Origin of the sequence: Pseudomonas sp. W5-01, assembly GCF_046540435.1 — a bacterium.
Classification (GTDB): domain Bacteria; phylum Pseudomonadota; class Gammaproteobacteria; order Pseudomonadales; family Pseudomonadaceae; genus Aquipseudomonas; species Aquipseudomonas graminis_B.
In genome coordinates, this window is the sequence record NZ_JAXCIP010000008.1 from 79,619 (window position 1) to 105,284 (window position 25,666).

Consider the following 25,666-nt stretch of genomic DNA (forward strand, 5'->3'; position numbering starts at 1 on the left):
ATGATTCGGGTATCGGAAAAAGCAGCGTTTTATGCCCACGTCGCCGCTGAGCGTGCGGCGATCTGGCCGGTGGCGACGGGCGTGGCGTTTGTCAGTCGACGTGAGCATCGGGACTGGGGCATTGCGTTGCATATCGAGGGCCGGGCCTTGCGTCCGGAGCAGTTGCGCGATGCATTGGAGCGGCGGTTTTCGCAGGCGGAGTTGTTTAACGATTTCTTTTTGTTTTTGGATGTTCAGCGGGATTTTGTGGTCTGGCATGCGGTGCCCGATGCGCAGGGGGCGGCGGTGAGTCTGGACAGTATTCGCCGGCAGGAGCTGGAGCTGGCGGGGTTGGGGCATCTTAGCGATGTTTTGCAGTAGCGCCCTCGCGGGGGCCTTGTTTTCAAGATCAAGATCACGGGCGTCTGCCTGGGGGCAGACTGTTTCGCCTTCGGCGAGTTACTTGGAAAAGCACCCCAAGTAACCAAGGGTGCTTGCTCCTGGCTAGGTTCCTCCTTCGTCGGAATACCCTCACTTCGACGACGCTCCGTGGGCCCGCGCCGAACGGACATCCATGTCCTGACGGCGCTCTCGCCGCATCCATGCGGCTCGGCCCACTGCGCGTCGTCTACGTTCGGCCTGCACCCAAGTCGCGATTGGCGGTGACTGAGCCTTTCGCGTAGGAAGATCAAAAGCGCGCTTACGCTTAGTAGGACCGGCTTTAGCCGGGAAGAGGCCAGTGCGGCCACCACCCATTTCACTGGATGCACGCGCTGCTTTTTTGTGGGACCGGCTTTAGCCGGGAAGAGGCCCGCTCAGGCGCTGATATTTGATCGTTCCCACGCTCCAAGTGGGAACGATCAAAAGTGGCCGCAACCTCGACCGTAGGACCGGCTTTAGCCGGGAAGCCTTTGCTTTTGCTTTTGCTTTTGATCTTCTACGCAAGAAGTCCAAACGACACAAAACGCGACTTGGGTGCAGGCTGAACGCAGGTCTCGCGCAGTGGGTCGAGCCGCATGGATGCGGCGAGAGCGCCGTCAGGACATGGATGTCCGTTCGGCGCGGGCCCACGGAGCGGGACCGGAGTGAGGGTACTCCGACGAAGGAGGAGCCCAACCAGGAGCACAAGCCCTTGGTTACTTGGGGCTTTATCAAGTAACTCGCCGAAGGCGAAACAGTCTGCCCCCAGGCAGACGCTCTTGATCTTGCTTTAGATCGTGATCTGGATCTTGCCAGACGCAAGTCAAACATCTTCTATTCGAATGACTTCGTCGGTCACCTCTTCCAACTGCCGCACGATCTGATAAATATTCGCCACCGCCAACAGCGTCGTCCGCGGGATGTACTTGCCTGCCTTGACCTTATAAAGCGTCCGCGCCAGCCAGATACTCTGCACCACCGGAATCCCCGCCTTCTTCGCCCGCGCGATCAACGCCAGCGCCTCATCATCCTCACCCTTGCAATGAATCTGCGGCAGCGGCGTCGTGCCCGGCCGGTAATACAACGCCACCGCATAATGCGTCGGATTCACCACCACCATGTCCGCATCCTCCACCGGCTTGGCCGGCGCAGTCGGTGCCTGGTTCAACAACTCATGGGCCAGCTGCCGACGATGCCCCTTCACGTGCGGGTCACCCTCGGCCTGCTTGTACTCCTTCTTGATGTCCTCGTGGCTCATCCGCAGCTTCTTCGCGTGGAAATACTTCTGCAGCGCAAAGTCCACCGCGCCGATGACCAACAGCAACCCCAGCGTCGCCCGCAAAATGTGCCGGAACACCTGCAACAGCGCATGCCAATACGTCGTCAGGTCCGTGCTCGGCAGCAAAATCAGCGTGCCCAGCGACGGCTTCACCACCACGTACAGCGTCACGGCGATGGCCGTGGCTTTCAAAATGCTGAGCAGCAAGGTCGTCAGGCTCTGCGCCGAGAACATCTGCTTGGCGTGGGCGAAGGGGTTGAGCTTGTTGAAGTCCAGCTTCAATGCCTTGGGCGCAAACAGGAACCCGATCTGTATCCAGCTGCCCACCAGCCGCATCAGCATCGCGATGCCGACACTGCTCAGGATGAAGCCGATCAACACGCTTGCGCCCTCGCTGGCGACCTGCTCGACGGTGTGCATGAAGGGCTGGCCAACCCCCTTAAACGACAGGTTCAGCAAGTTCAGCAAGCGCGCGACGCTTTCATCCGCCAGGCCCAGGGTCACTTCGCTGACGACCAGCAGCACCAGCAGTTTGCTCAGGTCCTGGCTTTGCCCGACCTGACCCTTTTCGCGGGCGTCGCGCACCTGTTTGGGCGTGGCTTTTTCGGTTTTTTCGCTCACGGCATATGCACCAGTTGACCGAGCAAATGCTTCAGGTCGGCGAGTTGCATGATCTGGCCGTTGCCCAGTTCCAGCAGCGTCGGCAGGTAGATGAGCAGGAACGCGATGCCCGCCATGCTCTTGGCCGGCATGGCCAGGATCGACACGTTCAGTTGCTGCGCGTACAGGCCGATGATCGCCAGCGCGGCCTCGATCAACAGCAGCAAACCAATGAACGGCGCGGCGTAGAGCATCATGTGCTGGAGGGTCTGGTTGAGTTGTTCGAGAAACAGGTCCAGGCCGTCGACAGTCATGCCGGGCAGCCAGGCGGTGGGCGGCCAGACCTGATAGCTGTCCCAGATCACCTGCGTGATCAGCGACAACCCGCCGGACAGGATCACCAGCATGATCAACGTTTCCTGAAACAGCTCGCCCAGCGGCGTCGCGTCAGGCCCCAGCGCCGGGTTCAGCTGACCGCCGCTCAAGGCGCCGCGCTGGCTGTCGAGCAGCGCGCCCACCGAGGCGAACATCCAGAACGGCGCGTACAGCAACAGGCCGAGGAGGGTGCCGAGTACGGCCTCTTTGAGCAGCAGCGCGCCGATGGAAAACCAGTCGTCATTCATCCCCGACAGCGCGCGGCTGATGCTCGGCGCCGGCACCATCGACACCACCAGCACCACCGCGTAACGCAGCGGGCCCTTGAGGTATTTGAAGCAGAATGCCGGCACCAGAATCATGCACGGCAGGATGCGCGCCGCCGCCAGGCCCATGCCCAGCATCAGTTCGAACAGGCCTTGGGCGTCGAAGGGCATCTAGTGCGCGCCGCCGGACCGGGCGATCAGGTCGAAGGCCAGGTTGATGAACTGGATCAACTCGACACCGATCCAGCGCCCGGTCATGGCCAGGGTCAGGCCGACGGCGGCGAGCTTGATGCCGAAGGGCAGGGTCTGGTCCTGGATCTGCATCAACGCCTGCAACAGCGAAGTGATGACGCCGACCAGCACGGCGACCCCCAACGGCGGCGCCGTGAGAATCACCACCAGAAACATGCCCTGCTTGAACAACGCCAGCGCTTCCATCACCGCCTCACATGTACGAGTAGAAAAGGCTGTCGAGCAGGCGCGTCCAGCCTTGCACCAGCACGAACAGCAGCAGTTTGAGCGGCAGCGAAATGGTCATCGGCGAGACCATCTGCATGCCCAGCGCCAGCAGCAGGTTGGAGACAATCAGGTCGATGACGATGAACGGGATGTAGATCAGAAAGCCGATCTGAAAACCGGCCTGCAACTCGGACAGGACGAAGGCGGGGACGGCCAGCAGCAGGTCGCTTTTGCTGGCCTGATCGGCCATGTCCTTGGGCCACATGCGCTGGGTGTTGTCGAGCAGATGGGCAACGACTTCCGGGTCGGTGTTGCGGCTCATGAACCGTTGCAACGGCTCGATGACGGTGTTGGCGCTGGCCTGCAATTTCTCGGTGCTGCCCATCTCCAGCGGGCGGTCGTGAACCCGCTGCTGGATTTCGTGGGCGACGGGGGCCATGACGAACATGGTCGCGGCCAGGGCGATGCCGTAGAGCGCCATGTTCGGCGGCACTTGCTGCACGCCGATGGCGTTGCGGGTAATCAGCAGGGTCATGGAGATCTTGAGAAAGGCCGTGCAGACGATCAACAGAAACGGAATCAACGACAGGGCGCCGAGAAACAGCGCCAGCATCACCGGGCTCATCCCGTCCATGATCATGGGCGGGACGCCATGCGGGTGATCTGCAGACCGAGCCGGCCCTCGACGCTGACCAGCTCGCCCTCCGCGACGATGCGATCGCCATGGCACAGGGTGGCGAAGCCCGGCGTGACGCCGTTGACCGGTAATACGGTGCCGGCAGCGACGCGGCGCAGGTCGCCGAAGGTCAGTTCGAGGCTGCCGCAGCGCAGGGTCAGGGCCAGCGGCAGTTGATCGAGGGAATCGAGGGAGGGGTGGGTTTCTGTTGATTGAGGCTCGTAAGAATCGTCCGCGTAGCCACCGGCGGCGGTTTCATCCTGCCACTCGTTTTCAGTGGATTGATGCTCGGGGACGCCATGATGTCCAGGGTCCTCAAAAGCTTCCCGGCTGAAGCCGGTCCCACTCTGATCCGGCGCCTGATTCAGCGGTGGCTCAATTGACTCATCGTCGGCAAGATCCTCGATCTCGTCTTCGTACAATTCTTCATTGACCATGTCCCAAGTCTTCCTCGTGGCTGAACCGTACATACAGCTGCTCTGCGCGGCTGTCCGTCTGCACTGCCCATTGCCGACCCGCCAGTTGCAGGCGCCCGCCGCCTTCCTCGTCGAAATGACACAACGACGGCAGCAGCACGTCCCCCGGTTGCAACGACGCCAACTGGTCGAGGCTCAACGACAGCTCGCCCAGCACCAGCGGCTGGCGGATGGGCCAGTCCTGCGCGACGTTCTGCCGGTGTGGCTGCCAGTGGTGGCCGCCGAGCAGTTGCAGCATGACCCGCGCGTCGGCGCAGAGCTGTGCGTGCAACACCTGCGAACCCAGCCGCAGGTGCAATCGGCAGGTCATCGGCGCGGTAGCCGGGCGTTGGCCATCAACGGACAGCGCAGTGATATCGCTGAGTGGCCGCAAGGGGCAAAGCAGTTCCGCCAGTTCGGTATTCAGGCGTTGATTCACCAATTGCCAGTACCAAGGCTGGTGCTCGCCGCCGAGGGTAACCGGCAGTTCGCCCAGCAAACTGAGCACTGCTTCGGCGTCGCTCAGGGCGAAGGGGCCGATGGCGCTGTCGAACCAGGTCAGCGATGACGCGTTCCCGGCTAAAGCCGGTCCTACGAAGGGCGAGCCATCCCGGTTTGCATCGTCGGGTATCAATCGCAGGGTCAGTTCGCCGCGCTGGCCCTGGGCGGTGTAGCTGCAGCTCACGCCGGCGCCCAGCAAACGCGAGGCCTCGGCGACGTCGGCGCTGACTTCCCGCAGTGTCAGCGGGCTGAACGACGGGTTCCCGGCTAAAGCCAGTCCTACAGGGTTCGGGCGGCTGATGTTCAGGGGGTTCACGTCCAATCCAGCCATGTCCACGTTGTTCACGTCCGAATTTATATCCGGGTTCATGTTGCCGCCTCCTCGTGCAACGACAAATCAACGTCACAGCCCAGCGCCTGTTCCAGCGCGCTTTCACAGTTGCGTTGATGGGGCTGCAAGCGTTTCAGCACGCCCCGTCGGGCGAAACCCAGTTCGATGCTCCACTGGTTGTCGCGCTTGTTCGCGTTGACCTGCACCTTGCCCAGATTGGGCATTAGCAAGGTCAGGCTCAACGGGCCGTCCGGCTGTTGGGGCAGGCGTTGGGCGAGCTCGTCGATGAGCTGCGTCGGCACGCCTTCAGCGGGGAACAACGTGCTGAAACTGCTGCCGGTAAAACCCGATTCGCTTTGATCTTCCGTCACCGGCGGCACCAGCAGTTGGGAGAAAAACATCCCGTCTGCACTCAACGACGCAGGCGAAGCGGATTCATCGCACAGCCGGCGCAGGCGTTCGGCATCGGCGCGACGCACGTTGGGCTGCGGCTGGCGCGTTTCACTTGGGGAAGCCGGAGAGGGCGTACGGGGCGGTTCAGCGCGTTGTTGCGGTTGCGGGCGAGGCGGGTGTTGCACCGGGCTGTTCATGACGATTCACCTTGTTCGTTGAGGGCCTCGGCCAGACAGGCAAGTTTTTCCACGGCGCGTTGGGACGCTTTCGCCGCGTCTTTTGCCTGGGCGAGGCGCTGCTGTTGTTCCTCGATGCTCAACGCTTGGCGGGCCATGTCTTGGCGGATATAGGCGAGCCGGTCGAGCATGCGGTTTTCCTTCTCGTGCCAGCGTTCGAGGTCGTCCAGCGACATTGCTTTGTTGACGTGGGCGTTGCTCAATACCTGCCGGCGTTCACGCTGGTTATGGCGTTCCTGCGCGTAGGAATCGCGAGTCTGTTGCAGGTGTTCGTGCATCTGCTCCAGGGTTTTCTGCGCCTGCCGCTGCGCCCGTTCGGCGCTGGCCTGGCGATGCTGACGCAAAGGCGTGAGCACGCTGATGACCTGCTCCATGGCGAGGGTTTGCGGATCGACTTCGAGCGCTTCTTCCACGCGACTACTCCGGCAGTTGCGAGGTGAGTTGCATCAGTGCGGCCAGGGTCTCTTGCAGCGGCACCGGTTCGCGCAGGTCCTGGCGCAGAAACGCGTTGATCGGCTCGTTCAGCCGCACGGCGCAATCGGTCACCGGGTCGCTGCCGGGCTGGTATTCGCCCAGGCGCAGGAGCATTTCCACCTGCTTGTACGCGGCCATCAAGCGACGCAACCGGTTGTTCGCCTGCTGGTGCTCGCGGCCGGTGACGTTGCTGATGATCCGGCTGATGCTGGCCTGCACGTCGATGGCCGGGTAATGCCCGCGCTCGGCCAGTTTGCGCGACAGCACGATGTGGCCGTCGAGCAGCGAACGCACCTCGTCGGCGACCGGGTCGTTCATGGAATCCTGTTCGATCAGCACGGTATAGAGCGCCGTGATCGAGCCTTTTTCGCTCATGCCGGCCCGTTCAACCAGGCGCGGCAGCAGGGTGTAGACCGAAGGCGGCAGGCCGCCACGCCCGAGGGGTTCGCCGGCGGCAATACCGATCTCGCGCTGGGCCCGGGCGAACCGGGTCAGGGAGTCGAGCAGCAACAACACCTTCAGGCCGCGCTCACGAAAGGCTTCAGCGATGGCGGTGGCGGTGAAGGCCGCGCGGGCGCGCTCCATGCTGGAACGGTCGGAGGTGGCGCAGACCAGCACCGAGCGTGCGCGCAAGGTGGCGTCCAGTTCGTGGTCGAGAAACTCGCGCAGCTCACGGCCCCGCTCGCCGATCAGGCCGAAGACGATGACGTCGCAGTCCATGTTGCGCGCCAGTTCGGCCATCAAGGTGGTCTTGCCGCAACCGGCGCCGGCGAACAAGCCGACGCGCTGGCCTTCGCCGAGCAGAATCGCGCTGTCGATGGCGCGCACGCCCGTGGGCAATGCCCGGCTGATCCGCGGCCGCTGGGTCGGCGGCAGGGCGTCGGCGATCACCGGCAGGGTCACGCGCCGATCACCCGGCCCGGCGAACGCGCCTTCCGAATCCCCCAACAGCGGGCGACCGAAACCGTCGAGCACGCTGCCCAGCAAACGGTCATCGACGCCGATGCGGTGGGCCATGCCCAGGGGCCGAATGTGCGCGCCGACCTGAATCCCGTCCGGGGTGCCGAGGGCACTGAGCAACGTGCAGTCCCGGGTGAAACCGACGATTTCCGCGAGCATGGTGCTGCTGTCGGATTTGCTCACTTCACACAAGTCACCGACCTTGGCTGCGGGAATCTGGCACTCCAGCAAGATGCCGCTGACGGCGCTGACACGGCCGCTGACTTTCACCGCAGAAAAGCCCTTCAGGCGCTGAAGGTGAGCGGATTTCCATTGATCCAGCGCCGCGTTCACCAGCTCACCTCGTAGTGGCGGTCGCCGTCGAACTGGATGCGGTTGTCATCGATGCGGGTCAGGCGCAGCCCGGCCAGTTCGTCGCCGACGTACAGCCGGCGACCGTCCGCCGTGACCAGGTGGGCGTGGGGACCGGACATGATCTGCACGATGGTGAACGGCAGGCCACTGGTGCCGGCGGCGACGTTGTCGATCAACGCGACCGGCGTGTCATAGCGGTCCTTGAAACGCTGCAGCATGCGCTGATACACCAACTGCGATTCCGGCTTGAGATTGCCGCTCAACGCCAGGCCCTCGGGCGTCTGCTCCAGGGTGACGTCGCTCAGCAGGCGTTCGCTGAGCATGGTGTTGAGCTGGCGTTTGACGTCATCGACGCTGGTCAGCCGGATGCGCTTTTTGGCGGCCGCTTCGGTCGGTTTGCTCTTCTCGCTCGAAGGCCTGGCCTGCTGTGCGAGCTGCTGCGCCGGGGAGCTGATCGCCAGTTGCTCCGAAGCGGGTGCGGCGCTGCGGCTCAGGCTCCAGGCGCTGCCGGCGATGCCCAGCAACAGGCCGATGACCACGCCCGTGGTGCGGTTGAAAAACCGCGAGCGCGACTCGACCTTCTCCAGCGGCGCGCTGGCCGGCGCTTCGGTCTGTGCCGTCTGTTCGGACTGCGCTTGAGGAATTACCGCCGGCATCGAAGGCCAGGGGTCTTGCGCCGGAGACACGCACAACCACACCGAACCCAGCACAAAAGCGGTGTTGGGGGTGAGCAGGGTGCTCCCGTGAAGGTGGCCCTCTTCATCGGCAACGGCGCCGTCGGCCGCGTCGAGCCGCCAGTCTTCGCCCTGGCGTTGCAGGCGGCAGTGCAGCTGTTCGACGCCGGGATCGTGCAGCGCCAGATCCTGATCGGCGTCAGCGCCAATGCCCCATTGCTCACCCACCAGCGGCAGCGCGGCGCCCTGGTGCAGGCCGGTCAATACGCGTAATTCAAACATGTGACGCTCTCCAGGCACTCAAGCGGCGTACTCGTTATCCAGCGCGTGCGGGTCGTCTTCGTGATCGCTCTCGAAGTCGTCTTCCAGGTCGAAGCGCCCGAGCACCTTGACCTGCGCCGCGTTGCTGATCTCGGCAAACGACAGCACCGGCACGTGATAGAACTCCTCCTGCAGCAGGGTGCGCAGCGGGCTGCGCAAATCCTGGGCGACCAGCAACACCGCGCGCTGGGCGCTGCGCAGGGGGAAGGCGATGTGCAGCTGCTGCACCAGCAGCTGGCTGGTTTCGTTGTCCAGCGCGAAGAAGGTTTCGGTCTGGGTCTGGCGCAGGCCGTCGCGCAGAATGCCTTCGCTTTCCGGCGTCAGGACCCAGACCAGCAAACCCTCGGGGCCGGAGTACTGGTGGTAGATCTGCGACTTCAGGGCGATGCGCACGTAGTCGGCGAGCACCGTGACTTCACGCTCGTGCTGTCCGTGCTCGATCAGGGTTTCGGCGATCACCCGGATCGCCCGCAGCGGCACGCACTCCGAGGCCAGGCGTTGCAGCACCGCCGAGAAGCGCGCCAGTGGCAGCACGCGCTGCATTTCCTGGGCAAGCTCCGGCTGCTCCGATTCCAGCCAGCCGAGGATCGCCTTGGTTTCCTGCAGGCCGATGAACTGCGGCCCGCACGACTGCAGCGCGCGTTCCATGCGCTCAATGATCAGCGTGGTCGCGTCGATACGCTCGACGTCCCCATGCTGCAATTGCGGCGAATCGGTCGGCAGCCACAACCACTGAGCTTCTTCGCGCTCAACGCTGCCGTGCACGGCCGATTCCAGCGAGGCCGACTCCGACAAGCCTACTACCGAGCGCGCGTCCACCGCGACGTGGGTCTGGCTGAGCGTGGCGCGGAGCAGCGGCACTTCGTAAACCGAAAAACGAAACTCGTCCGGCGGCAGCAGCTCGCTGGTTTCGATGATGAAGGAGGGCAGGGTCAGGCCGTATTGCACCACCAGCCGGTTGCGTCGCTGACGGATTTCGCTGACCAGCGCTTCGATCTGCGCCGGGTTCTGGCTGGGGTGAAAATGCAGCACGAACTGGCGGCTGGGAGAGAAGGTGCGCAGGTCTTCGCGGCCGTTCATTTCCGGCGCGACGGCCACGGCCTGGGCCTGCTCGGCCTTGGGCTTGGCGCGGTGCAGCTGGAGCAGGCCGCCGACCCCGCAGATGATCGAGATGACCACGAACACCGCCGTCGGCATGCCCGGTAGTGCGGCGAATCCCAGCATGGCCACCGCCGCGATGATCCACGCCTTCGGCTGGCTGGTGATCTGCTCGGCGATCTCTCGGCCGATGTTGGCTTCGACGCCGTTTTCGCCGCTGGGCACGCGGGTGATGATCATGCCGCAGGTGACCGAAATCAGCAGCGCCGGGATCTGCGCGATCAGGCCGTCGCCGATGGTCAGCACGGTGTAGACCTGCAAGGCGTCGCCGGCGGTCATGTTGTGCTGCACCACGCCGATGGCGATGCCGCCGATCATGTTGATCGCGACGATGATCAGGCTGGCGATGGCATCGCCGTTGACGAACTTCATGGCCCCGTCCATGGCGCCGAACAGCTGGCTTTCCTTGCCCAGTTCGGCGCGGCGTTTGCGCGCTTCGTGGACGCTGATCAGGTTGGCGCGCAGGTCACTGTCGATGGACATCTGCTTGCCGGGCATCGCGTCGAGGGTGAACCGCGCGCCGACTTCCGCCACCCGCTCCGAGCCCTTGGTGATCACCAGAAAGTTGACCACGGTGAGGATCAGGAAGATCACCAGGCCCACCGCCAGATTGCCGCCGACCACGAACTGGCCGAACGCTTCGACGATGTGCCCGGCGTCCTGGTTGAGCAGGATCAGGCGCGTGGTGGAGATCGACAGCGCCAGCCGAAACATCGTCGTCAGCAGCAGCACCGCCGGAAACGTCGAGAACGCCAACGGGCGCGGCAGGTGCATCGCCAGCATGATCAACAGGCACGAGATGCAGATGTTGATGGCGATCAGCACGTCCACCAGTCCGGTGGGCAGCGGCGTGATCATCATGAACACGATGGCGATGACCACGAACGCACCGACGATTTCCGAGCGGCGCATGGCGGCGTGCGCGATCGAATTGAGCAGGTTAATGACACGATCCATCAGGCGAGGCCCCCCTGGAGCTGGTTCTGTTCCTGCCGAGTCAGTTCGGCCATGAGAATGAGCAGGTTGCCCAAGGCGTTCTGGCGGCTTTTCAGGTCGCGCCAGAGCAGAATCGGCAGCTGTTGCAGCATGGGCCGCAGCCCGTTGAGAAACGCCAGTTGATGCTTGAGCTGCTTGCCGCCGATGTGTTGCGTCAGTTGCAGGGTTTCACCCAGGTTCATGCCCTTGCCCGACAGCGCCAGCAGGTGTTTGAGAAAAGCCGCTGCATCCACTTGCAGCGCGGGGTTCTTGTTGCGCATGCGGCCCAGCAGATGCTCGCAACTGCGCAGCAGGGTGGTGACGTGCCGGGCAGTGTTCAGGCCGTGCATCAAGGTGCGCAGTTGCTGCGGCGACGTAGACGGCGTGAGCGATGAAAGATCGTCGGCGAGGGCGCTGCGCATGTCCCGCAGGTTCAGCTCGAATTCGCCGGGTTCTTCCTGCTCGTTGATCAGCGCGTCGATCAGCCCGGTGATGTTCTGCTGCCCGGCCACCGCCACGCTGTAGAGGTTGCGCAGGGCACCGCGGCGCTTTTCCGAGGTCGGCCGGGAAAACGCCTTGGCGCTGTTGATGCCCGCGCGGGTGCGTTTGCCGTATTGACGGCGCAGTTGCTTGAGCTGCTGACTCAGCACCACGTGTTCGCCCATTTCGCCGTCGGCCTGGGCCTGCTTTCTCGCTGCTTGCAGCATCACATGGGCCTTGGCCGGGTCGCCGTCTGTGTAACTCAGAATCTGCGCGAGGCTCGACGCGTTCTGCTTTTGCAGCTGCTTGCGCAGGTTACGCGCGGCATCGTCGAGGCCTTTGTCCTGACTGCCCATCAACAGCTGATACAGCTCGCCCAGTTTCACCGCCCGCGATTGCAGGGCGTTCCCGCTGGCGAGCAGCTCCCGCTGGCTGAGGCTGCGGCTCTGCTGAACCAGCGCCGACGCGAAGCGCGCGACCTGTTGCGGCGAGGTGCCGTTGACGTTCGGCGGATTGACATGCAGCGGCGCGGGCGCCTGCGTTTTTGCCGGCGTGATCGCAGGGGGTTGCAATGCCTGTGGGGCAACGGGGGCGGCGATCTTCATAAGTCGGCTCTGGATGGCTCGGTTCGGGGCCTGGTCATGGGTCCTGAGTGGAGCGCGGCGGCAAACGGTTCCATCTATTTGTGCGCAGATGTGGGAGCAGACCGATCTGTGCCAAATCTCGTCCGAGAAACAGCGTGTTCGCGCAAAGATTTGCACAGTGCCGTGCCTGAAGATTTATTTATTTATTTAAATTCAATAGGTTATGGGTTTTTTAGGGGTGGCACGCATATCGCTATAGGGCTAATACACTCAAAACAAGGAAGAGCCCTGATGTTTTCCAACCTTGCGATTCTCGACATTGACTCCCCAGTGCGCCGTCCCGCCCAAGGGATACGTCACCTGACCAGTGATCAGATCAAGATGATTCGCGGCTTCATTCAGAAGCGAGTCATGAACCCGGAAGATGTCGACGACATTCTGCAGAGCACCTTTCTGGAAGCGCTGCGCAGCGAACACAAGTTTCAACACGCGAGCAAACCCCAGACCTGGCTGTGTGGTATCGCGCTCAACCTGATCCGCAACCACTTCCGCAAAATGTATCGCCAGCCGTACCAGGAAAGCTGGGAAGACCACACCCATTCCGAACCCGATAGCCATGGCGACATCGGCCATCAGGTCGACGGCCATCGTCAGTTGATGCAGGCCGTCAGGGCGATCGGCACGCTGCCGTCGAACATGCAGCGGGTGATTGAGGTGTCGCTGGAAATGGACGGCAATTATCAGGAAACCGCTTCGTCCCTCGGCGTGCCGATCGGCACCGTTCGCTCACGCCTGTCCCGGGCGAGGGAACAACTCAAGCGGCAGATGGACCCGTTTGGCTGAGTGCCGAGTGGGACTGACGGAACGCGGACTTTGTGGGACCGGCTTCAGCCGGGAAGGCGTCGGGCGCCACGCCGCAGGGTTGATGGTGTTCACACAGGCCTCTTCCCGGCTGAAGCCGGTCCTACGCAAAGCATTGCGCGTATCCAGTGAGACTGGCTGCCCACTCGGTGGTTGGGAAACAAACTGCAACATTTATCGGAACCGACGCGGCGCGTCAGCCACACAGTCGCTATCCCTCATGCCCGGATGACGACTTCATGCGTATCTCAAGCACACCCTACAACGGCGTTGCCCCTCAACCCGCCGGCGCCGATGCCGCCCTGGGATCGCCGCTGACCGACCCCAAATCGGCGCTGTTGCTGAAGGGCGGGGTCGATCCGAATGTGCGCTTCGGCGCCTCGACCCAGCCGTCCCCGGCGAACGGTGCATTTGCCGGCGGTAGCCCGTCAGGCAAGGCTCAAAGCACTGAACAGCAGCTGCTTTCATTGCTGAACCAGCTCACTCAGCTCTTCAAGGGCCAGGCGCAATCGTCGCCCGAGTCCGCCACCTCGTCGCCCGACGCACCCGCGCAGAACGCGCCCACCGGCGGTGCCGTTGCCACTGGCAACCCCCAGCCCGTGGCTCAAGTCAACGCCCCAGCCCCCGCAGCCCCCGTCGAGGCGGCGAAACCCGCCGAAGAGCCGAAATCCACCGAAGCAGCGTTTCTCGATGACTCGAAATACTCGTCGCCCAAGGAGCTTGAGCGTTGGGCGCCAATGGTCGCCAACCTGCCGGCGGATCAACGCGATCAGGCCGCCAAAGAGCTGAACCGGCCCATCGCTGCTGCACGCATGGCCGCGGAAAAAGGCCCGGACGCGGCCAAGGCCATGGACTTCATCAACGCCAACCCGTCGCTGAAAACGGCGGTCGATACCGGCAAGCACGGCGGCAAAGCGGACGGCAAGATCACCGACGGCGACCTCAAGGCCTTTGCCAAGAACATGCAGAAAGCCGCCGACAGCGCGGACAAGGACATCTCCAACTACCAGAAAGACCATCCGGACGCCGACCCTCAATCCCTGGAAATGGTCCGCAGCGCGGCGATGATGCGGGCCAACGAACCCCTGACCAAAGCCGCCGACCCCAAGCATGCGCTGGGCGCCGACGGCAAAACCAAGGTCGACGGCCTGACCAGCGCCGACGGTCTCAAGGCGATTCAGAACGACAACCCCGGCCTGGGCGGGCCCTTGAAGCAGGCAGCGAAAACCTGGTCGCAGCCCGGCTTTCTCACCCAGATCGATCAGGGTGGCCTGAGCGGTCGCTCGCTGGCGGCTCACAGCCCGGATAAGTTGTTCAATGCCAAGAACATCAGCGACTGGATCAAGAAGCAGGCCCCCACCAACGGCGGCGAATTTGCCAGCGTGCTCAGCGATGCGGCCACGCTCAACTCAGTGGCCAACGTCGATATCTCCAAACTGGGCAAGGACGTTTTCGACAACCCGTCGGCCTACAGCGGCGAGCAGAAAGCCGCAGTCATGGTCAAGTTGCAACAGACCCAGCAGAGCGTCGTCGCCGGCCAGGACCTGCGCAAGACCGGCAAGACCGAAGATGCGCTGAACGAAAAGATCGGCCAATTACAGGCCGATCCCGACGTGCAGGCATTTCTCGACAAACAGATACCGCAGCAGTCGCGGGCGCTGGTCGACAGTACGCCGTCGTTGCAGGAAGCCGTCACCCGGCAGATGCAGAGGGTCAACAGTGGCGAGGCCCTGCAAGCGGACCTGAGCACGGCCGACAAGGCCACCAAAAAAGACAAGCCGAACGCCGATTACAGCAGCGCCCTGGGTGGGTTGTCGGCGCAGTTGCAGATGCAGAAAGACCTGCTCGGCGACGACGCGAACGTGCCGACCGAGCAGCAGGTACTCGGCCAGCGGCCTGATCTGCAGGGCAAGATTCAGGATTCGTACGTGCGCAACTTCAGTGAAGGCGGCGCCGTCAGGCAGTTGCTCGATCAGAAGAAAGCCGATGGCGAAGAGGCGCTGCAGACCGCCGACGCGCAGAAGGCCGCCTACGACAGCGTACTGCCGGGCACCTTCGTGCAGAGCCAGCAATCGCGCTATGTGGATTCGACCTTCCACCATCTGGAAGACACCAAGAGTGGTCGCAAGGTGCTGGAAAACGCCAAGGGCGACAAAGACCATGCGCCGTCGATGGCGGCTCAAGTGGCCTCAAACATGGGGCCTTCAGCGCTGCGCTCGGTAGCAGGCTTTACCTCGGTCTCGGACATGCTCGCCCGCGGCGACAAGACCGATGCCGCCAAGACGATTTACGACAGTACCAAGTCAGGCCTTTCGGCCGCCAAGACCGGTTATGACGCCGTGGCCAAGTCCGCCGGACGTGCGGGGCTGGGCGAGGTGGCGGCGAAAGTCGGCGGACGCGTTGCCGGCATGGTCGTGGGTGAAGCAGCGGGCCTGGCGGCCGGTGCGGCCATTGGCGCATCCATTCCGGTGGTCGGCTGGATCGCCGACGCGGCCATGGCCCTGGGTTTCGGCATCTCCGCCATCATCGAAGCCGTCAAGAAGCACAAAGCCCAGAAGGCCTTCGATCACAACGTCGACCCGGTCCTCGATCAGTTCGGCATCCCCAAAGCCCATTGATGTTTCCTGACCCGAAAGAGGTAAGTGATCATGAGTATCGGTATTTCCCAGAATCAGCCATTGAGCAATCCCGCCGCCCACGCGGATTTTTCGTCCCTGAGCGGCAAGCCTGGCCAGAGCAATTCGCTGGGCGGTGGCGGCGGCGCCGGTCAGGCCCTCGACGCCAGCTCGATTCTGTTTGCCCATGCCGGGCAGTCCCAGGTTAACTTCGGATCGCCTGGAAACCAGGACACGAAAACCGACGCCGCCAACCCCCTCGCCAGCGGTGCGGATCAGAATGGCATTGCTCAGCAGCTCATGGCGTTGCTCCTGCAGTTGATGCAAATGCTGATGCAGAACAACCCCAATCAAACCGGTAATCCCGCTGCGCAGAACAATGCGGTGACTGGCGGCGGCGGGGGAGGCGGTGGTGGCGCGACCGAGGGGGCTGGCGGCGGGGGCGGCGCTGCGCAAGGGGCGGGCGGTGGTGCAGAAGGCGCAGGTGCCGGCACGGGTGCTGCTCAAGCCGCCGCTTCACCCGCCGCCAGCACTGGCGCGGTGTCGAGCGACACCTCCCTCAGCGGCTCGGGGGATTTGCACTTGCCGCCCCAGCTTGAAGACTACCGCAAGGACATCATGGAGGCCTCCAGCGCCACCGGCGTGCCGCCGAGCATTCTGGCCGGGCAGATCTGGGCCGAGTCACGGGGTCAGTTGGGCCAGGACACCACCAACGTCAACGGCAAGACCGATGCCGGCGTGATGCAGGTCAACGCCGACACCTTCGCCGCCCTCAAGCGAGACAACCCCAAAGAGCTCGGCAACGCCGACGTCAACAACGCCCACGACAACATCATGGCCGGCGCGCTGTACATGCGCGACCAGAAGAAGGAGTTCGGTGACTGGGATTCGGCACTGCGTGCCTACAACTCGGGCCCGGACAAGGTCAACAAGGGCAACCTCGCGGACGCCGGCGGCATAGGCGATCCGAAGTACGTGGAGAACGTCATGAACTTCGCAAAAATCATTGAAAGCGGCCAGGGGCAATTGCCGGCCTGATGCAGGTCTTCGATCCACTGGGGGCGGGCGAGCAATCGCGCCCCTCTTGCCCCTCTTACAGGGGGAGGAGTTTTTCCATGAACACGCTGTTGGGATCATCCTGGTAATCACCAAAGGGACCCCGACGCTGATACCCGTTGCGCTCGTAAAACGAGAGGGCTTCGTGTTGCAGGTACCCGGTCTCAAGCATGACTCGCATGCAGCCTCGTCTCCGAGCCTCTTCTTCCAGAACAGCCAGAATTCTGCCGGCCAGACCCTGCCCGCGTGAGGCCGGTTGGGTGAACATCCGCTTCAGCTCGGCGTAGGTCGGGTGCACCACCAGCGCTCCGCACGCCACGGCTTGTCCATCACTTGAACGTGCGACGGCGAAGCCGGTATTAGCCGAAGCCAGCGCGTTTATGTCGATGCCATGGTGACTTTCCGCCGGATAGAGCGGTATTTGGTAGGCGTCCAGCGCTTCAATGAGCGCGATGATTTCCGGCTGGTCCGGTGATTCAAGGGAGACGGTGGGTGAGTTCAAAAGCCTGCACTCCGTTGGCCAGATGTCAGATCAATGGGTTACGACGAATATTCGCCCTGTTACGTCCCATGAATCAACCTGCGCCATTGGTGCGGTAACGGCCTTTTGTGCATTCCAGGCAGGATTGCCCTGCCCGGAATCGGTCCTCATCGATTGCGAGTGACCCGCCACACGGTGTTCGCCAGGTCGTCGGCGATGATCAGTGCACCGCGAGGGTCCACGGTGACGCCGACTGGCCGGCCGCGGGTTTTGCCGTCGGCACCCCGAAAGCCGGTCGCGAAGTCAATCGGCGCACCGTTCGGACGGCCATTGCTGAAGGGTACGAACACAACTTTGTAGCCCACCGGATTCTCCCGGTTCCAACTGCCGTGTTCGCCGATGAACACCCCTTCGGCGTACTTGTCGCCCATCGCCGGGATGGAAAAATCCACGCCCAGCGCAGCGGCGTGGGACCCGAGGCTGTAGTCGGGTTTGATGGCGGCAGCGACCATTTTCGGGTTCTGCGGCTGGGCCCGCGTGTCGACGTTCTGACCCCAATAGCTGTAGGGCCACCCATAAAACCCGCCCTCGCGAACCGAGGTCAGGTAATCCGGTACCAGATCTGGGCCCAGTTCATCGCGCTCATTGACGACTGCCCATAACTGCCCGGTTTTCGGCTGGATGGTTAAGGCCGTCGGGTTACGGATGCCGGTCGCATACGCCTTATGAGCCCCGGTCTCGGCATCGACCTGCCAGACCCGCGCCCGGTCAAGTTCGACCTCCATGCCGCGCTCGGTGACATTGCTGTTCGAACCGATGCCGACGTACAAGGTGCGCCCGTCATCGCTGACGGCCAGTGACTTGGTCCAGTGGTGGTTGATTTCAGCGGGAAGGTCGGTGACCTTGATCGGCGGGCCGCTGGCCTTGGTCTGACCCTCTGCATAATCGAAACGCACCAGTTCGTCCTGGCTGGCCACGTACAGTTTGCCGTTCGCAAACGCCAGGCCGTAGGGCGCGTTAAGGTTCTCCGCGAACACCGTCTTCGTCTCGTAGACGCCGTCACCGTCAGCATCGCGCAGCAAGGTCAGACGGTTGCCGCCTTTGACCTTGGTGTTGCCTTGGGCCTTGATGTACCCCGCGATCACGTCCTTGGGTTTGAGCTTCGCGGCGCTTCCGCCACGGCCTTCAGCGACGAGAATATCGCCGTTGGGCAGCACGAGGGTCTGGCGAGGAATCCGCAGGTCGGCGGCGATGGCCGTCACGCTGTAACCATCAGGGACTGTCGGCTTTTGATCGCCCCACAAGACCGGTTCGGCAATCTTCATGTTGGGCAGAAGGCCGCGCTGGGGGGCCGGCATTTTTGGATCAGGCCCCAGGGCCTGGGTGGCATCCCCTCCGTCACCGCAGCCGCTTAACAGCAGCGCCATGCTGATCGCGGTCAGTTTGATCGAGTGGCTCATTGTCCTTCTCCCGAACGGATGCTGGTGAGTCCCAGCCACGCCGTCACGCCAATCAACAGCGTGGTCAGTGCGGAGAGAATGAGGCCCGACGGCATGGTGGCGAAGGCATCCTTGGCGTGTTCGAAGGCGTTGACGAGTCCCAGTGCCCAGGTCACCACCAACAACACGAGGTACACCACAGGGCGCCCGGCTTTGCGATCGGCCCGGATCAGATTGACCAGCGCGAACAGCACGGCGAGTCCGCAGAACACGAGCCCCCCGGCGATAAGCCAGGAGGCGAAGTTGCTCCATTGAATCTGGTAGGTCTGAAAGTAGGTGATGTCGCTCAGCAATGCGCCGAGAAACAGCGGGACGGTGCCGGCAAGCAAGATCGCGTGTAGCGGGCCTGGCGGGCTTCGGTAGTCAAGATGGGCGGTAGTGTTCACGACGGCTCCCTATTTTACTGACGCTTATGCTGTGCAGATGAACTGACCCATCAGGGCCGCGCAGGGTGCGCATGGTTTGGGATCAACTCCCAAGGAACATAGTTCACCGCATTTAGGCGTCATGCATATGCAGTTACAACTGCCGTTCTGGTGGCCAGCTGAGGTGAACCGGACGTTACCCGTACGGCCACTGATGCTTAGCGATACGGCCGTCCCGCGCCAAACGCCTCATCGACCCGCGCCAGCTGCTCGGCGGTCAAGGTGCCGGCGTAGTAATGCAGCTTGATCCAGGCCATCAAGTACTCATATCGAGTCTTCGCCAGGTCCTGACGGGTGCTGTAAAGCTGTTGTTGCGCATTCAGTTCGTCCAGGTTGACCCGCTCGCCGCCCTTGATGCTGTATTGCGTGGAGACCACCAATGCCTCCGCCGACGCCAACGCCTTGTCGTAAGCGCGAATCTTCCGTACGCCCGTAGCACAAGCGTTGAACTGGCGGCGCAACTGGATCAGCGTCTCACGGGTTTTGCCCTCAAGGTCATACTCCGCTTGCTCCAGGCTACGACTGGCCTGGCGGCTGGAGGCGCTGACGCCACCCCCGGCGTACAGCGGCAGGCTGATTTCAAGGCCAATGGTGTTGGTGTCGTAACGCTGGTTGTAGGTGTTGCCGCTGTCGGATTCCATGCTGCGCACCGTGGCGTAGGCGTTGAGCTTGGGCAGATGCCCGGCGACGTTGCGTTTCACCTCCTGGTGCGCGACTTCCAGCAGCTGGCGCTGGGAGGCGAGGTCGGCGTTCTCACTCAAGGCGATGGCATTCCACGCCTCGTACGTGGTGGGCGTCAGGGCCAGGAAGTTGAACGGCGTCCGCAGGGGCGCCAGTTCGTCGATGCGCACCTCGGCCACGCCGATCAAGGCCCCCAGCTCACGCAACGCAGCGTCTTGCTCATTCTGCGCTTCGATTTCCTCGGCACTGGCCAGTTCGTAACGGGATTCGGCTTCCAGGATGTCGGTTCGGGTGCCTTCGCCTTGATCGAACATCTGTCGGTTTTGCTCGAACTGCCGCTCGAACGCTTTCTTCTTTGCCTCGGCAATCTCGATCTGGTCGCGACTGAACAGCGCCTGGCTGTAAGCGGACAACACCCGCACCAGCAACTCCTGACTCTTGCCTCGAAAGGCCTGGTCGGCAAACAACGCCTGTGCCACACCCTTGCGATAGTTGGCGTAGGCCTCGTAGTCGATGATCGGCTGCTGCACGCTCAGGGTTGAACCGAAACTGTTGTAGTGACGGTCCTCGCGGGAGCTGGGGCGATCGTCGCTTTTGTACGTGGCCCTGGAGTCGTTGCGTCCCTTGTTGTAATTCCAGGCCACTTGAGGCAACAGCCCGGCACGGCCGATATTCCGATTCTCCAGCCCCGCGTCACGCTCCTTCATGGCGCCGAGAAAGACCGGGTCGTTACGCAAGGCCTGCTCATAAACGTCAAACAAACCCATTGCCTGGGCCTGCATGTTGGCGCTGATCCACAGCAGCGCTGCCAGCCAGATTTTCATGTACCGAAACATCCTATTCCTCGGTCAGTGCCATGCCTGCGCGATCCATCAAAGGCTTGAACAGGTAATTGAGAAGAGAGCGCTCGCCCGTGCGGACGAACATCTGTGCCGGCATGCCGGGTTTGATCACCAAGCCCTTGAGTGTGGCCAGCGCCTGGTCGGTGACGGTGCTGCGCACGATGTAATAGGGCTGGCCACTGCGCTCGTCGAGTAACTGGTCGGCGGAAATCAGGCTCACCGTGGCGTTCACCCGGGGCGTACGACTCTGATTGAACGCGGTGAAGAGCACATCCACCGGCAGCTGTTCGGCCACCTTGTCGACCATGTTCACCGGGAGGTGGCCTTCGATCTCAAGGCCCTCGCCCTGGGGCACGATTTCCAACAGCGATTCACCGGCATGCACCACCGCGCCTTCGGTGTGCACCGAGAGGTTCACAGCGATGCCATCGGCCGGGGCGTTAATTTCACTGTGGGTCAGACTGAATTGTGCCGAGGCCAGTTGCTGGCTCAGCGTGATGCTTTTCAGCTCGGCATCGGCCAGTTGCCCGCGCACCTCCTTTTGGTACTCCTCGACACCTTGCTGCAGGCTCAGCCGCGATTGCTCGATCTGCTGAGCGACCCGCCCTGTGTCGCCGGTGTTCTGTGCCAGATCCCGTTGCACCTGGGACAGTTGCCGGTCGTAGTCCATCAAGCGGTTGCGGGCGATGTAGCCGCGCTCGGCCAGCGGCCGTAGGTTCTCCAGCTGCTGGCGCAACGACTCGGCCTGGGCCTGAAGGTCATTGCGCGCCTGGCGCATCCCGGCGAGTTGGGCAATGCCACCTTCGATGGTTGCATGGATGCCTGCCTGGGATCGCTGAAACGCCTGGTGCCGGCTGCTGAACAACTGCCGCTGGCCTTCCAGCACACCGAGCAGCTGTGCAGACGCTTGCTGTAAGAGGGCCTCGGGAAAGCGCACCTGCACACTGCCGTCGCGTTCGGCCTGGAGCCTGGCGATGCTGGCCTGGGCCAGTTCGTACTGGGCGCGCAACGATTGCACGTCGGCCTGCACCTGGGTGTGGTCAAGCTGGAACAGCGGTTGGCCCTGATGCACCAATTGGCCCTCGCGCACCAGGATGCGACTGACCACGCCGCTGTCCACCGATTGCACGGCTTTGCGCTTGCCCGAGACCACCACGGTGCCAGGCACTGCAATGCCTTGGTCGAGCGGGGCAAGTGCAGCCCAGAGGAAAAAGCTCCCGGCACCGAGCAGGGCCAGCCACCAGCCTGCGCTGACGAAAAACTGTGCGCTGCGTTCGGGTTTGAGGACGTGTTCATTCATGGCGCTGACCTCCTTGCTGCGCGCCGAGCTGGCGACTGGTACTGACCCCTTGCATCCCGTGCGGCCGTTCAGGCGCAGGCGGGGCACCGGAGAGCGCCCTCAAGACATCACCCGCGGGACCGAACAATTGCAGACGTCCGTCGTTGAGCACCAGCAGGCGGTCTGCCTGATTCAGTACGGCTGAGCCATGGGTAATCAGAATCACCGTGCAACCGCGGGCCTTGAGCTGCGCGATGGCAGCGGCCAGTGCGGCCTCGCCGTTGCTGTCGAGGTTGGAGTTGGGCTCGTCGAGCACCACCAGTTTCGGCTCGCCGTACAGCGCACGGGCCAGCGCCACGCGCTGCTTCTGACCGCCGGACAACCCGGAGCCGCCGTCGCCCAATTGCGTGTCATAGCCTTGGGGCAGACGCAGGATCATTTCGTGCACCCCTGCCAGTCGTGCGGCGGTCACCACCTGGTGCGGATCGGCGTCGGTAAAGCGTGCGATGTTGTCGGCGATGCTGCCGCTGAACAGTTCGATGTCCTGGGGCAGATAACCGACATGGGCGCCCAGCGCGTTGCGGTCCCATCGGTGCAGCTCTGCACCGTCCAGACGCACCACCCCGGCCAGGGGTTGCCAGACCCCGATCAACACCCGGGCCAAGGTTGATTTGCCGGAGCCGGATGCACCCAGCACACCCAGGGTTTCTCCGGCATTCACGGTGAAACTCAGTTGCTGCAGCGTCACGGTGGTCCGCCCCGGTGGGGCTGCACTGATTTGCTCGACACTGATGTGCCCGGTGGGAGCGGGCAGGGGCATGGGCGCTGTACGCTCGGGATGGGCGATCAGCAGGGCATCGAGCCGCTGCCAGGCCAGCCGCGCGGAACTCCACTGTTTCCAGACCGCGATGAGCTGATCAATTGGGGCCAGCGCACGACCCATCAGGATGGAGCCGGCGATCATCATGCCGCCGCTCATCTGGCCTTCGATGACCAGCAGTGCACCCAGCCCCAGCACCAGCGATTGCAGGCACAAACGCAGGCATTTGCTGAACGAACCGATCAGCGCGCCGATGTCGCTCGCGCGGTTTTGCCGCTCCAGAAAACGGCTGTGCAAGGCGAACCAGCGCTGGCGCAACGGCACCAGCATGCCCATGGCCTGGATCGCTTCGGCATTGTTCAGGTGGCTGCCGGACAACTGGCTCGATGCCACGGAAAAGTGCCCGGCCTGGGCCAGCGGCTTGCGGGTCAGCGTTTCATTCAGCCAGGCGAGGGCGATCAGTACCAGCGCACCCACCGTGGCAAACACGCCCAGCCAGGGGTTGAACAGAAAGATCACCGCCAGGTAGATGGGGAACCACGGCGCATCGAAGAAGGCGAACAATGCCGGGCCGGTTGCGAACTGCCGGACCAGGGTCAAATCGCCCAGCGCCTGTGCGGCATTGCCTTCGCCCTGGCTGAGGTTGCGTTCGAAAGCCGCCTGGTACACCTGCAGGTTCAGGCGCCGCTCCATATCGCTGCCGGTACGGATCACCACAAAGCTGCGTATGGCTTCCATGAGCCCGATGAACATGAAAAAGGCGACCACCATCACGGTCAGCATCGCCAGTGTGGTTTCGTTTTGCGATGACAGCACCCGGTCGTAAACCTGCAGCATGTAGACCGAGGGCACCAGCATTAACACGTTGATCAGCGCGGTGAAGGCGCCGATGCTGAGCAGGATGCCTTTATAGGCCTTGAGCGTGGCCCACATGGGCGCGCGCGGCAGGGGGCTTGGCCGGCCTTGGGTCATGGGGGTTCATCCTTGAAAAAGAGTCAGGAGCGTGGGGTGGCGCTGGCGGGTTCGCGTTGCAGTAAAAGGGTGCGGCCATCGGGCAGTTGGGCCATGTACAACCCTTCTCGCTGGCGACCCATGTGCACCAGGAGTTCGTCGTGGTCGTCGACCAGCGCGATGCCATCAGGCGTCGGGTACCAGGTTGCCGCTGTGCCGCCCAGCCAGTGACCGGCGCAGGCCAGATCTCCGGCGAGCCGCCCGTCCTGTTCCTGCAGAATCAACGTGCAGGGTTTCTGCGCATCGTCCTTGGGGTAAAACTGCCAGGGACCGGCCAGTTCGGCGGGGCTCGCGAGACGTAGGCTGCTGGCCATGAGGGGTGCTCCGCTTAAGGTGAAAAGCGTCGTGAACAGACACGCCGCGGTCTTCCAATTCATTGATCTGCTCCGGGTATAGGGACGGCGCTCGCACGCCGCCCCCTCAGGCTTAAACCACGATGTCAGTCGTGGCGGCCTGGCCTACGGTGTTCACCATGAAATCGGCCGCACGGTCGCCCGTGAGGTCGATCGACAAGGTGCTGCCAGTGCTGATCTGGGACAGCATCGCCTGACCTGCCGTACCGCTGAACGCACTGACGAACGTCAGCGGGATGTGGCTTGTCGCAAACTCCGGCATGGCCGACAGATCGATTTTGTCCTGACCGCTGACAAAGTCCATGAGCTGATCCGGCGCCGACGGGCGTGAGTCACTGCTGGCCGCGAATACAAACGTATCCGCGCCCGTACCACCCCACAGTTTATCGGCACCGCCGCCAACGAAGATGATGTCGTTGCCGGCACCGCCACGGAGTTCGTTGGCTGCGCTGTTGCCAATGATCAGGTCATTGCCCGAGCCGCCGATGGCGTTCTCGATGACCACACCTTTGGCAATGGACACGTTGCCCACCAGGCCGCCGACATCCGAAAACGAAGCCTCGTTGAGGTTGATTTTCTGGCTGCTGGTGTAGCCGGAGAAGTCCAGAGTGTCCTTGCCACCGCCATCCCATACCGCGAACACCAGCTTGGACGACGAGGACGTCGCCGAGTAGTAGTCACGATCTGCTGTGGAGTTGAAGCCGTAGGTGGTGTCTGCGGCACGTGTCGCGAGATTGGCACCGTACAGCTTTTGTACGGCGGCAATATCGTCGAGCAAGGGTGCCGAGGCGTAAGCCCCTTTGGCGTTCTGCCCGGTGTTGGTTTCGCTCCAGTAGCTCATCACGCTGTAGCCGCGAGTGTCCTGGGCATAGGTGGCATCGGCATAGGTCGGGTTGCCGTTGCCGGCGTTGTAATCGCCGGGGTGCGACAGGCCCAGGGTATGGCCGATTTCGTGGGTCAGGGTCTGGCGCCCGTAGTTGCTGGTGCCAGGGTTGGCGTTGACCTGATAGCTGTTGTTGATCATGTACCAGGACTGACCTGCATACGAGCCGCTATCAGGGAGGTAGGCAAACGCCGCGCCGCCGTTGTCACCGCTGTAGTTGCCGAACGTCATGTGCCCGTCACCGCCGGAATTGGCTTGGGTGAAGGTGACTTTCGCGACATCGGCCCAGGACTGCATCGACAGCTTGGCCTGGGATTGTTGCAGCGCCGAAAAGGCGCTGAACGTGCCCAGGGTGCGATCGAAATCGGCGGGTCGGCTGGTCAGGAAGGTGTAGGTCAACTCGATGGTGCCGCTCTTGTTCGAGTCTGCCCATGCGGCATGGTCGCGCAAGATGTAGTCGGCTGCCTTGTCCACCGTGTACGACGGTTTTCCGTTGATCGGGTTTCCGCCTCGATCGTATTGGTGGCTGAACGTGTTGATCTGGTTGTAGGCAGAGCTTGGACCCTGCGGCGTGACGCCGAGGGCATTGAGTTTAAGTTTCGACATTCAGACATATCCTTGTCTGCGTGAAAAAAAACGACCGAATGACCTCAGGTGCGAGGTCATCCAATCACTCGCTTGGTGCATGAAGCGAGGAAAAATTGGCACAGGGTTGGGACGATCGTCCAGCGATTTAGTTAAAAATGTATCAAGATTTCTCAAATATGTAACAAATTCGACAAACATTTGCCATCAAGTGACACGCTGGCGTTACACATGAGGCGGGGTAGGAGGGTTGCAAGCTCAGCGAGACCGCTTTGTTGGTGATGGCACATTGGGGGTGGTTGAACCGGTCTTTCCCTGACAGTTT

General features: G+C 62.7%; 24 protein-coding genes. 4 read left to right on the forward strand and 20 right to left on the reverse strand.

Annotated elements, in window-relative coordinates; genetic code table 11:
• Window positions 1–360 (forward strand): type III secretion protein HrpV, encoded by a 360-nt coding sequence (locus SLW75_RS22610; RefSeq protein WP_410935490.1) that lies wholly within the window; start codon window positions 1–3, stop codon window positions 358–360.
• Window positions 361–1,222: 862 nt separating this feature from the next.
• Here SLW75_RS22610 and sctU read toward each other — a convergent pair.
• From sctU to sctW, 12 genes are read right to left on the reverse strand one after another with little or no spacing between them, the layout of a single operon-like run.
• On the reverse strand, window positions 1,223–2,299 hold the full coding sequence (gene sctU, locus SLW75_RS22615; RefSeq protein ID WP_410935491.1) for a type III secretion system export apparatus subunit SctU: 1,077 nt from the start codon (window positions 2,297–2,299) through the stop codon (window positions 1,223–1,225).
• Complete coding sequence (gene sctT, locus SLW75_RS22620; RefSeq protein ID WP_065989230.1) at window positions 2,296–3,090, reverse strand: type III secretion system export apparatus subunit SctT; 795 nt, start codon at window positions 3,088–3,090, stop codon at window positions 2,296–2,298. The genes sctU and sctT overlap by 4 nt, the downstream gene beginning before the upstream one ends.
• Window positions 3,091–3,357 carry a type III secretion system export apparatus subunit SctS gene (sctS, locus tag SLW75_RS22625; protein ID WP_065989232.1) on the reverse strand — a complete coding sequence of 89 codons (267 nt, stop codon included), beginning with the start codon at window positions 3,355–3,357 and terminating at the stop codon, window positions 3,091–3,093.
• Window positions 3,358–3,364: 7 nt separating this feature from the next.
• Window positions 3,365–4,018 carry a type III secretion system export apparatus subunit SctR gene (gene sctR / locus SLW75_RS22630; protein WP_410935492.1) on the reverse strand — a complete coding sequence of 218 codons (654 nt, stop codon included), beginning with the start codon at window positions 4,016–4,018 and terminating at the stop codon, window positions 3,365–3,367.
• Entirely contained in the window at window positions 4,015–4,491 is a 477-nt protein-coding gene (locus SLW75_RS22635) for a FliM/FliN family flagellar motor switch protein (protein ID WP_410935493.1), read from the reverse strand. Before SLW75_RS22635 ends, sctR begins: the two co-directional genes overlap by 4 nt.
• Window positions 4,481–5,380: a type III secretion system protein gene (locus SLW75_RS22640; RefSeq protein ID WP_410935494.1), complete on the reverse strand. Its 900-nt coding sequence runs from the start codon at window positions 5,378–5,380 to the stop codon at window positions 4,481–4,483. Before SLW75_RS22640 ends, SLW75_RS22635 begins: the two co-directional genes overlap by 11 nt.
• The gene (locus SLW75_RS22645; RefSeq protein ID WP_410935495.1) at window positions 5,377–5,931 is read right to left on the reverse strand and encodes a type III secretion system HrpP C-terminal domain-containing protein; all 555 of its coding nucleotides are present in this window, start codon (window positions 5,929–5,931) and stop codon (window positions 5,377–5,379) included. Before SLW75_RS22645 ends, SLW75_RS22640 begins: the two co-directional genes overlap by 4 nt.
• The gene (locus tag SLW75_RS22650) at window positions 5,928–6,383 is read right to left on the reverse strand and encodes a type III secretion protein (RefSeq protein WP_410935496.1); all 456 of its coding nucleotides are present in this window, start codon (window positions 6,381–6,383) and stop codon (window positions 5,928–5,930) included. Before SLW75_RS22650 ends, SLW75_RS22645 begins: the two co-directional genes overlap by 4 nt.
• Before the next feature lie 4 nt (window positions 6,384–6,387).
• Window positions 6,388–7,737 (reverse strand): FliI/YscN family ATPase, encoded by a 1,350-nt coding sequence (locus SLW75_RS22655; protein ID WP_410935497.1) that lies wholly within the window; start codon window positions 7,735–7,737, stop codon window positions 6,388–6,390.
• Entirely contained in the window at window positions 7,734–8,714 is a 981-nt protein-coding gene (sctD, locus tag SLW75_RS22660) for a type III secretion system inner membrane ring subunit SctD (protein ID WP_410935498.1), read from the reverse strand. Before sctD ends, SLW75_RS22655 begins: the two co-directional genes overlap by 4 nt.
• An 18-nt stretch (window positions 8,715–8,732) precedes the next feature.
• Window positions 8,733–10,868 carry a type III secretion system export apparatus subunit SctV gene (gene sctV, locus SLW75_RS22665; RefSeq protein ID WP_410935499.1) on the reverse strand — a complete coding sequence of 712 codons (2,136 nt, stop codon included), beginning with the start codon at window positions 10,866–10,868 and terminating at the stop codon, window positions 8,733–8,735.
• Window positions 10,868–11,971, reverse strand: a complete 1,104-nt coding sequence (sctW, locus tag SLW75_RS22670; protein ID WP_366927161.1) for a type III secretion system gatekeeper subunit SctW — start codon at window positions 11,969–11,971, stop codon at window positions 10,868–10,870. The genes sctV and sctW overlap by 1 nt, the downstream gene beginning before the upstream one ends.
• 270 nt (window positions 11,972–12,241) lie before the next feature.
• Between sctW and SLW75_RS22675 the strand changes: the two genes are divergently transcribed.
• The 3 genes from SLW75_RS22675 to SLW75_RS22685 all read left to right on the forward strand — a co-directional run bounded on the left by SLW75_RS22675 (window position 12,242) and on the right by SLW75_RS22685 (window position 16,464).
• The gene (locus tag SLW75_RS22675; protein WP_065989250.1) at window positions 12,242–12,793 is read left to right on the forward strand and encodes an RNA polymerase sigma factor; all 552 of its coding nucleotides are present in this window, start codon (window positions 12,242–12,244) and stop codon (window positions 12,791–12,793) included.
• Between the two features lie 257 nt (window positions 12,794–13,050).
• A complete protein-coding gene (locus SLW75_RS22680; protein ID WP_410935500.1) occupies window positions 13,051–15,429 on the forward strand; it encodes a type III effector HrpK domain-containing protein in 2,379 nt (792 codons plus the stop codon).
• 171 nt (window positions 15,430–15,600) lie between these two features.
• The gene (locus tag SLW75_RS22685; protein WP_065989680.1) at window positions 15,601–16,464 is read left to right on the forward strand and encodes a lytic transglycosylase domain-containing protein; all 864 of its coding nucleotides are present in this window, start codon (window positions 15,601–15,603) and stop codon (window positions 16,462–16,464) included.
• 55 nt (window positions 16,465–16,519) lie between these two features.
• Here SLW75_RS22685 and SLW75_RS22690 read toward each other — a convergent pair whose 3' ends face one another.
• From SLW75_RS22690 to SLW75_RS22725, 8 genes are all read right to left on the reverse strand, one after another.
• Entirely contained in the window at window positions 16,520–16,984 is a 465-nt protein-coding gene (locus tag SLW75_RS22690; protein ID WP_410935501.1) for a GNAT family N-acetyltransferase, read from the reverse strand.
• A 146-nt stretch (window positions 16,985–17,130) separates the two neighbouring features.
• Window positions 17,131–18,423, reverse strand: coding sequence for a PQQ-dependent sugar dehydrogenase (locus SLW75_RS22695; protein WP_410935502.1), 1,293 nt, complete (start codon window positions 18,421–18,423; stop codon window positions 17,131–17,133).
• Window positions 18,420–18,848, reverse strand: coding sequence for a DUF2231 domain-containing protein (locus SLW75_RS22700; protein WP_369319409.1), 429 nt, complete (start codon window positions 18,846–18,848; stop codon window positions 18,420–18,422). Before SLW75_RS22700 ends, SLW75_RS22695 begins: the two co-directional genes overlap by 4 nt.
• A gap of 197 nt (window positions 18,849–19,045) precedes the next feature.
• Window positions 19,046–20,392 (reverse strand): TolC family outer membrane protein, encoded by a 1,347-nt coding sequence (locus tag SLW75_RS22705; protein WP_410935503.1) that lies wholly within the window; start codon window positions 20,390–20,392, stop codon window positions 19,046–19,048.
• Window positions 20,393–20,405: 13 nt separating this feature from the next.
• Window positions 20,406–21,710, reverse strand: a complete 1,305-nt coding sequence (locus SLW75_RS22710; protein ID WP_410935504.1) for an HlyD family type I secretion periplasmic adaptor subunit — start codon at window positions 21,708–21,710, stop codon at window positions 20,406–20,408.
• Window positions 21,703–23,481 (reverse strand): type I secretion system permease/ATPase, encoded by a 1,779-nt coding sequence (locus SLW75_RS22715; protein ID WP_410935505.1) that lies wholly within the window; start codon window positions 23,479–23,481, stop codon window positions 21,703–21,705. The genes SLW75_RS22710 and SLW75_RS22715 overlap by 8 nt, the downstream gene beginning before the upstream one ends.
• Window positions 23,482–23,504: 23 nt before the next feature.
• Window positions 23,505–23,834 (reverse strand): AprI/Inh family metalloprotease inhibitor, encoded by a 330-nt coding sequence (locus SLW75_RS22720; protein ID WP_083233121.1) that lies wholly within the window; start codon window positions 23,832–23,834, stop codon window positions 23,505–23,507.
• A gap of 112 nt (window positions 23,835–23,946) precedes the next feature.
• Window positions 23,947–25,362: a serralysin family metalloprotease gene (locus SLW75_RS22725; protein ID WP_410935506.1), complete on the reverse strand. Its 1,416-nt coding sequence runs from the start codon at window positions 25,360–25,362 to the stop codon at window positions 23,947–23,949.
• Window positions 25,363–25,666 lie beyond the last annotated feature (304 nt).

Coding starts and splice junctions, on each gene's coding strand:
- SLW75_RS22610 (WP_410935490.1), top strand. CDS start 1: ATGATTCGGGTATCGGAAAAAGCAGCGTTTTATGCCCACGTCGCCGCT.
- sctT (WP_065989230.1), bottom strand. CDS start 3,090: ATGCCCTTCGACGCCCAAGGCCTGTTCGAACTGATGCTGGGCATGGGC.
- sctS (WP_065989232.1), bottom strand. CDS start 3,357: ATGGAAGCGCTGGCGTTGTTCAAGCAGGGCATGTTTCTGGTGGTGATT.
- sctR (WP_410935492.1), bottom strand. CDS start 4,018: ATGATCATGGACGGGATGAGCCCGGTGATGCTGGCGCTGTTTCTCGGC.
- SLW75_RS22635 (WP_410935493.1), bottom strand. CDS start 4,491: ATGGTCAATGAAGAATTGTACGAAGACGAGATCGAGGATCTTGCCGAC.
- SLW75_RS22640 (WP_410935494.1), bottom strand. CDS start 5,380: ATGAACCCGGATATAAATTCGGACGTGAACAACGTGGACATGGCTGGA.
- SLW75_RS22645 (WP_410935495.1), bottom strand. CDS start 5,931: ATGAACAGCCCGGTGCAACACCCGCCTCGCCCGCAACCGCAACAACGC.
- sctD (WP_410935498.1), bottom strand. CDS start 8,714: ATGTTTGAATTACGCGTATTGACCGGCCTGCACCAGGGCGCCGCGCTG.
- sctV (WP_410935499.1), bottom strand. CDS start 10,868: ATGGATCGTGTCATTAACCTGCTCAATTCGATCGCGCACGCCGCCATG.
- sctW (WP_366927161.1), bottom strand. CDS start 11,971: ATGAAGATCGCCGCCCCCGTTGCCCCACAGGCATTGCAACCCCCTGCG.
- SLW75_RS22675 (WP_065989250.1), top strand. CDS start 12,242: ATGTTTTCCAACCTTGCGATTCTCGACATTGACTCCCCAGTGCGCCGT.
- SLW75_RS22680 (WP_410935500.1), top strand. CDS start 13,051: ATGCGTATCTCAAGCACACCCTACAACGGCGTTGCCCCTCAACCCGCC.
- SLW75_RS22695 (WP_410935502.1), bottom strand. CDS start 18,423: ATGAGCCACTCGATCAAACTGACCGCGATCAGCATGGCGCTGCTGTTA.
- SLW75_RS22705 (WP_410935503.1), bottom strand. CDS start 20,392: ATGAAAATCTGGCTGGCAGCGCTGCTGTGGATCAGCGCCAACATGCAG.
- SLW75_RS22710 (WP_410935504.1), bottom strand. CDS start 21,710: ATGAATGAACACGTCCTCAAACCCGAACGCAGCGCACAGTTTTTCGTC.
- SLW75_RS22715 (WP_410935505.1), bottom strand. CDS start 23,481: ATGACCCAAGGCCGGCCAAGCCCCCTGCCGCGCGCGCCCATGTGGGCC.
- SLW75_RS22720 (WP_083233121.1), bottom strand. CDS start 23,834: ATGGCCAGCAGCCTACGTCTCGCGAGCCCCGCCGAACTGGCCGGTCCC.
- SLW75_RS22725 (WP_410935506.1), bottom strand. CDS start 25,362: ATGTCGAAACTTAAACTCAATGCCCTCGGCGTCACGCCGCAGGGTCCA.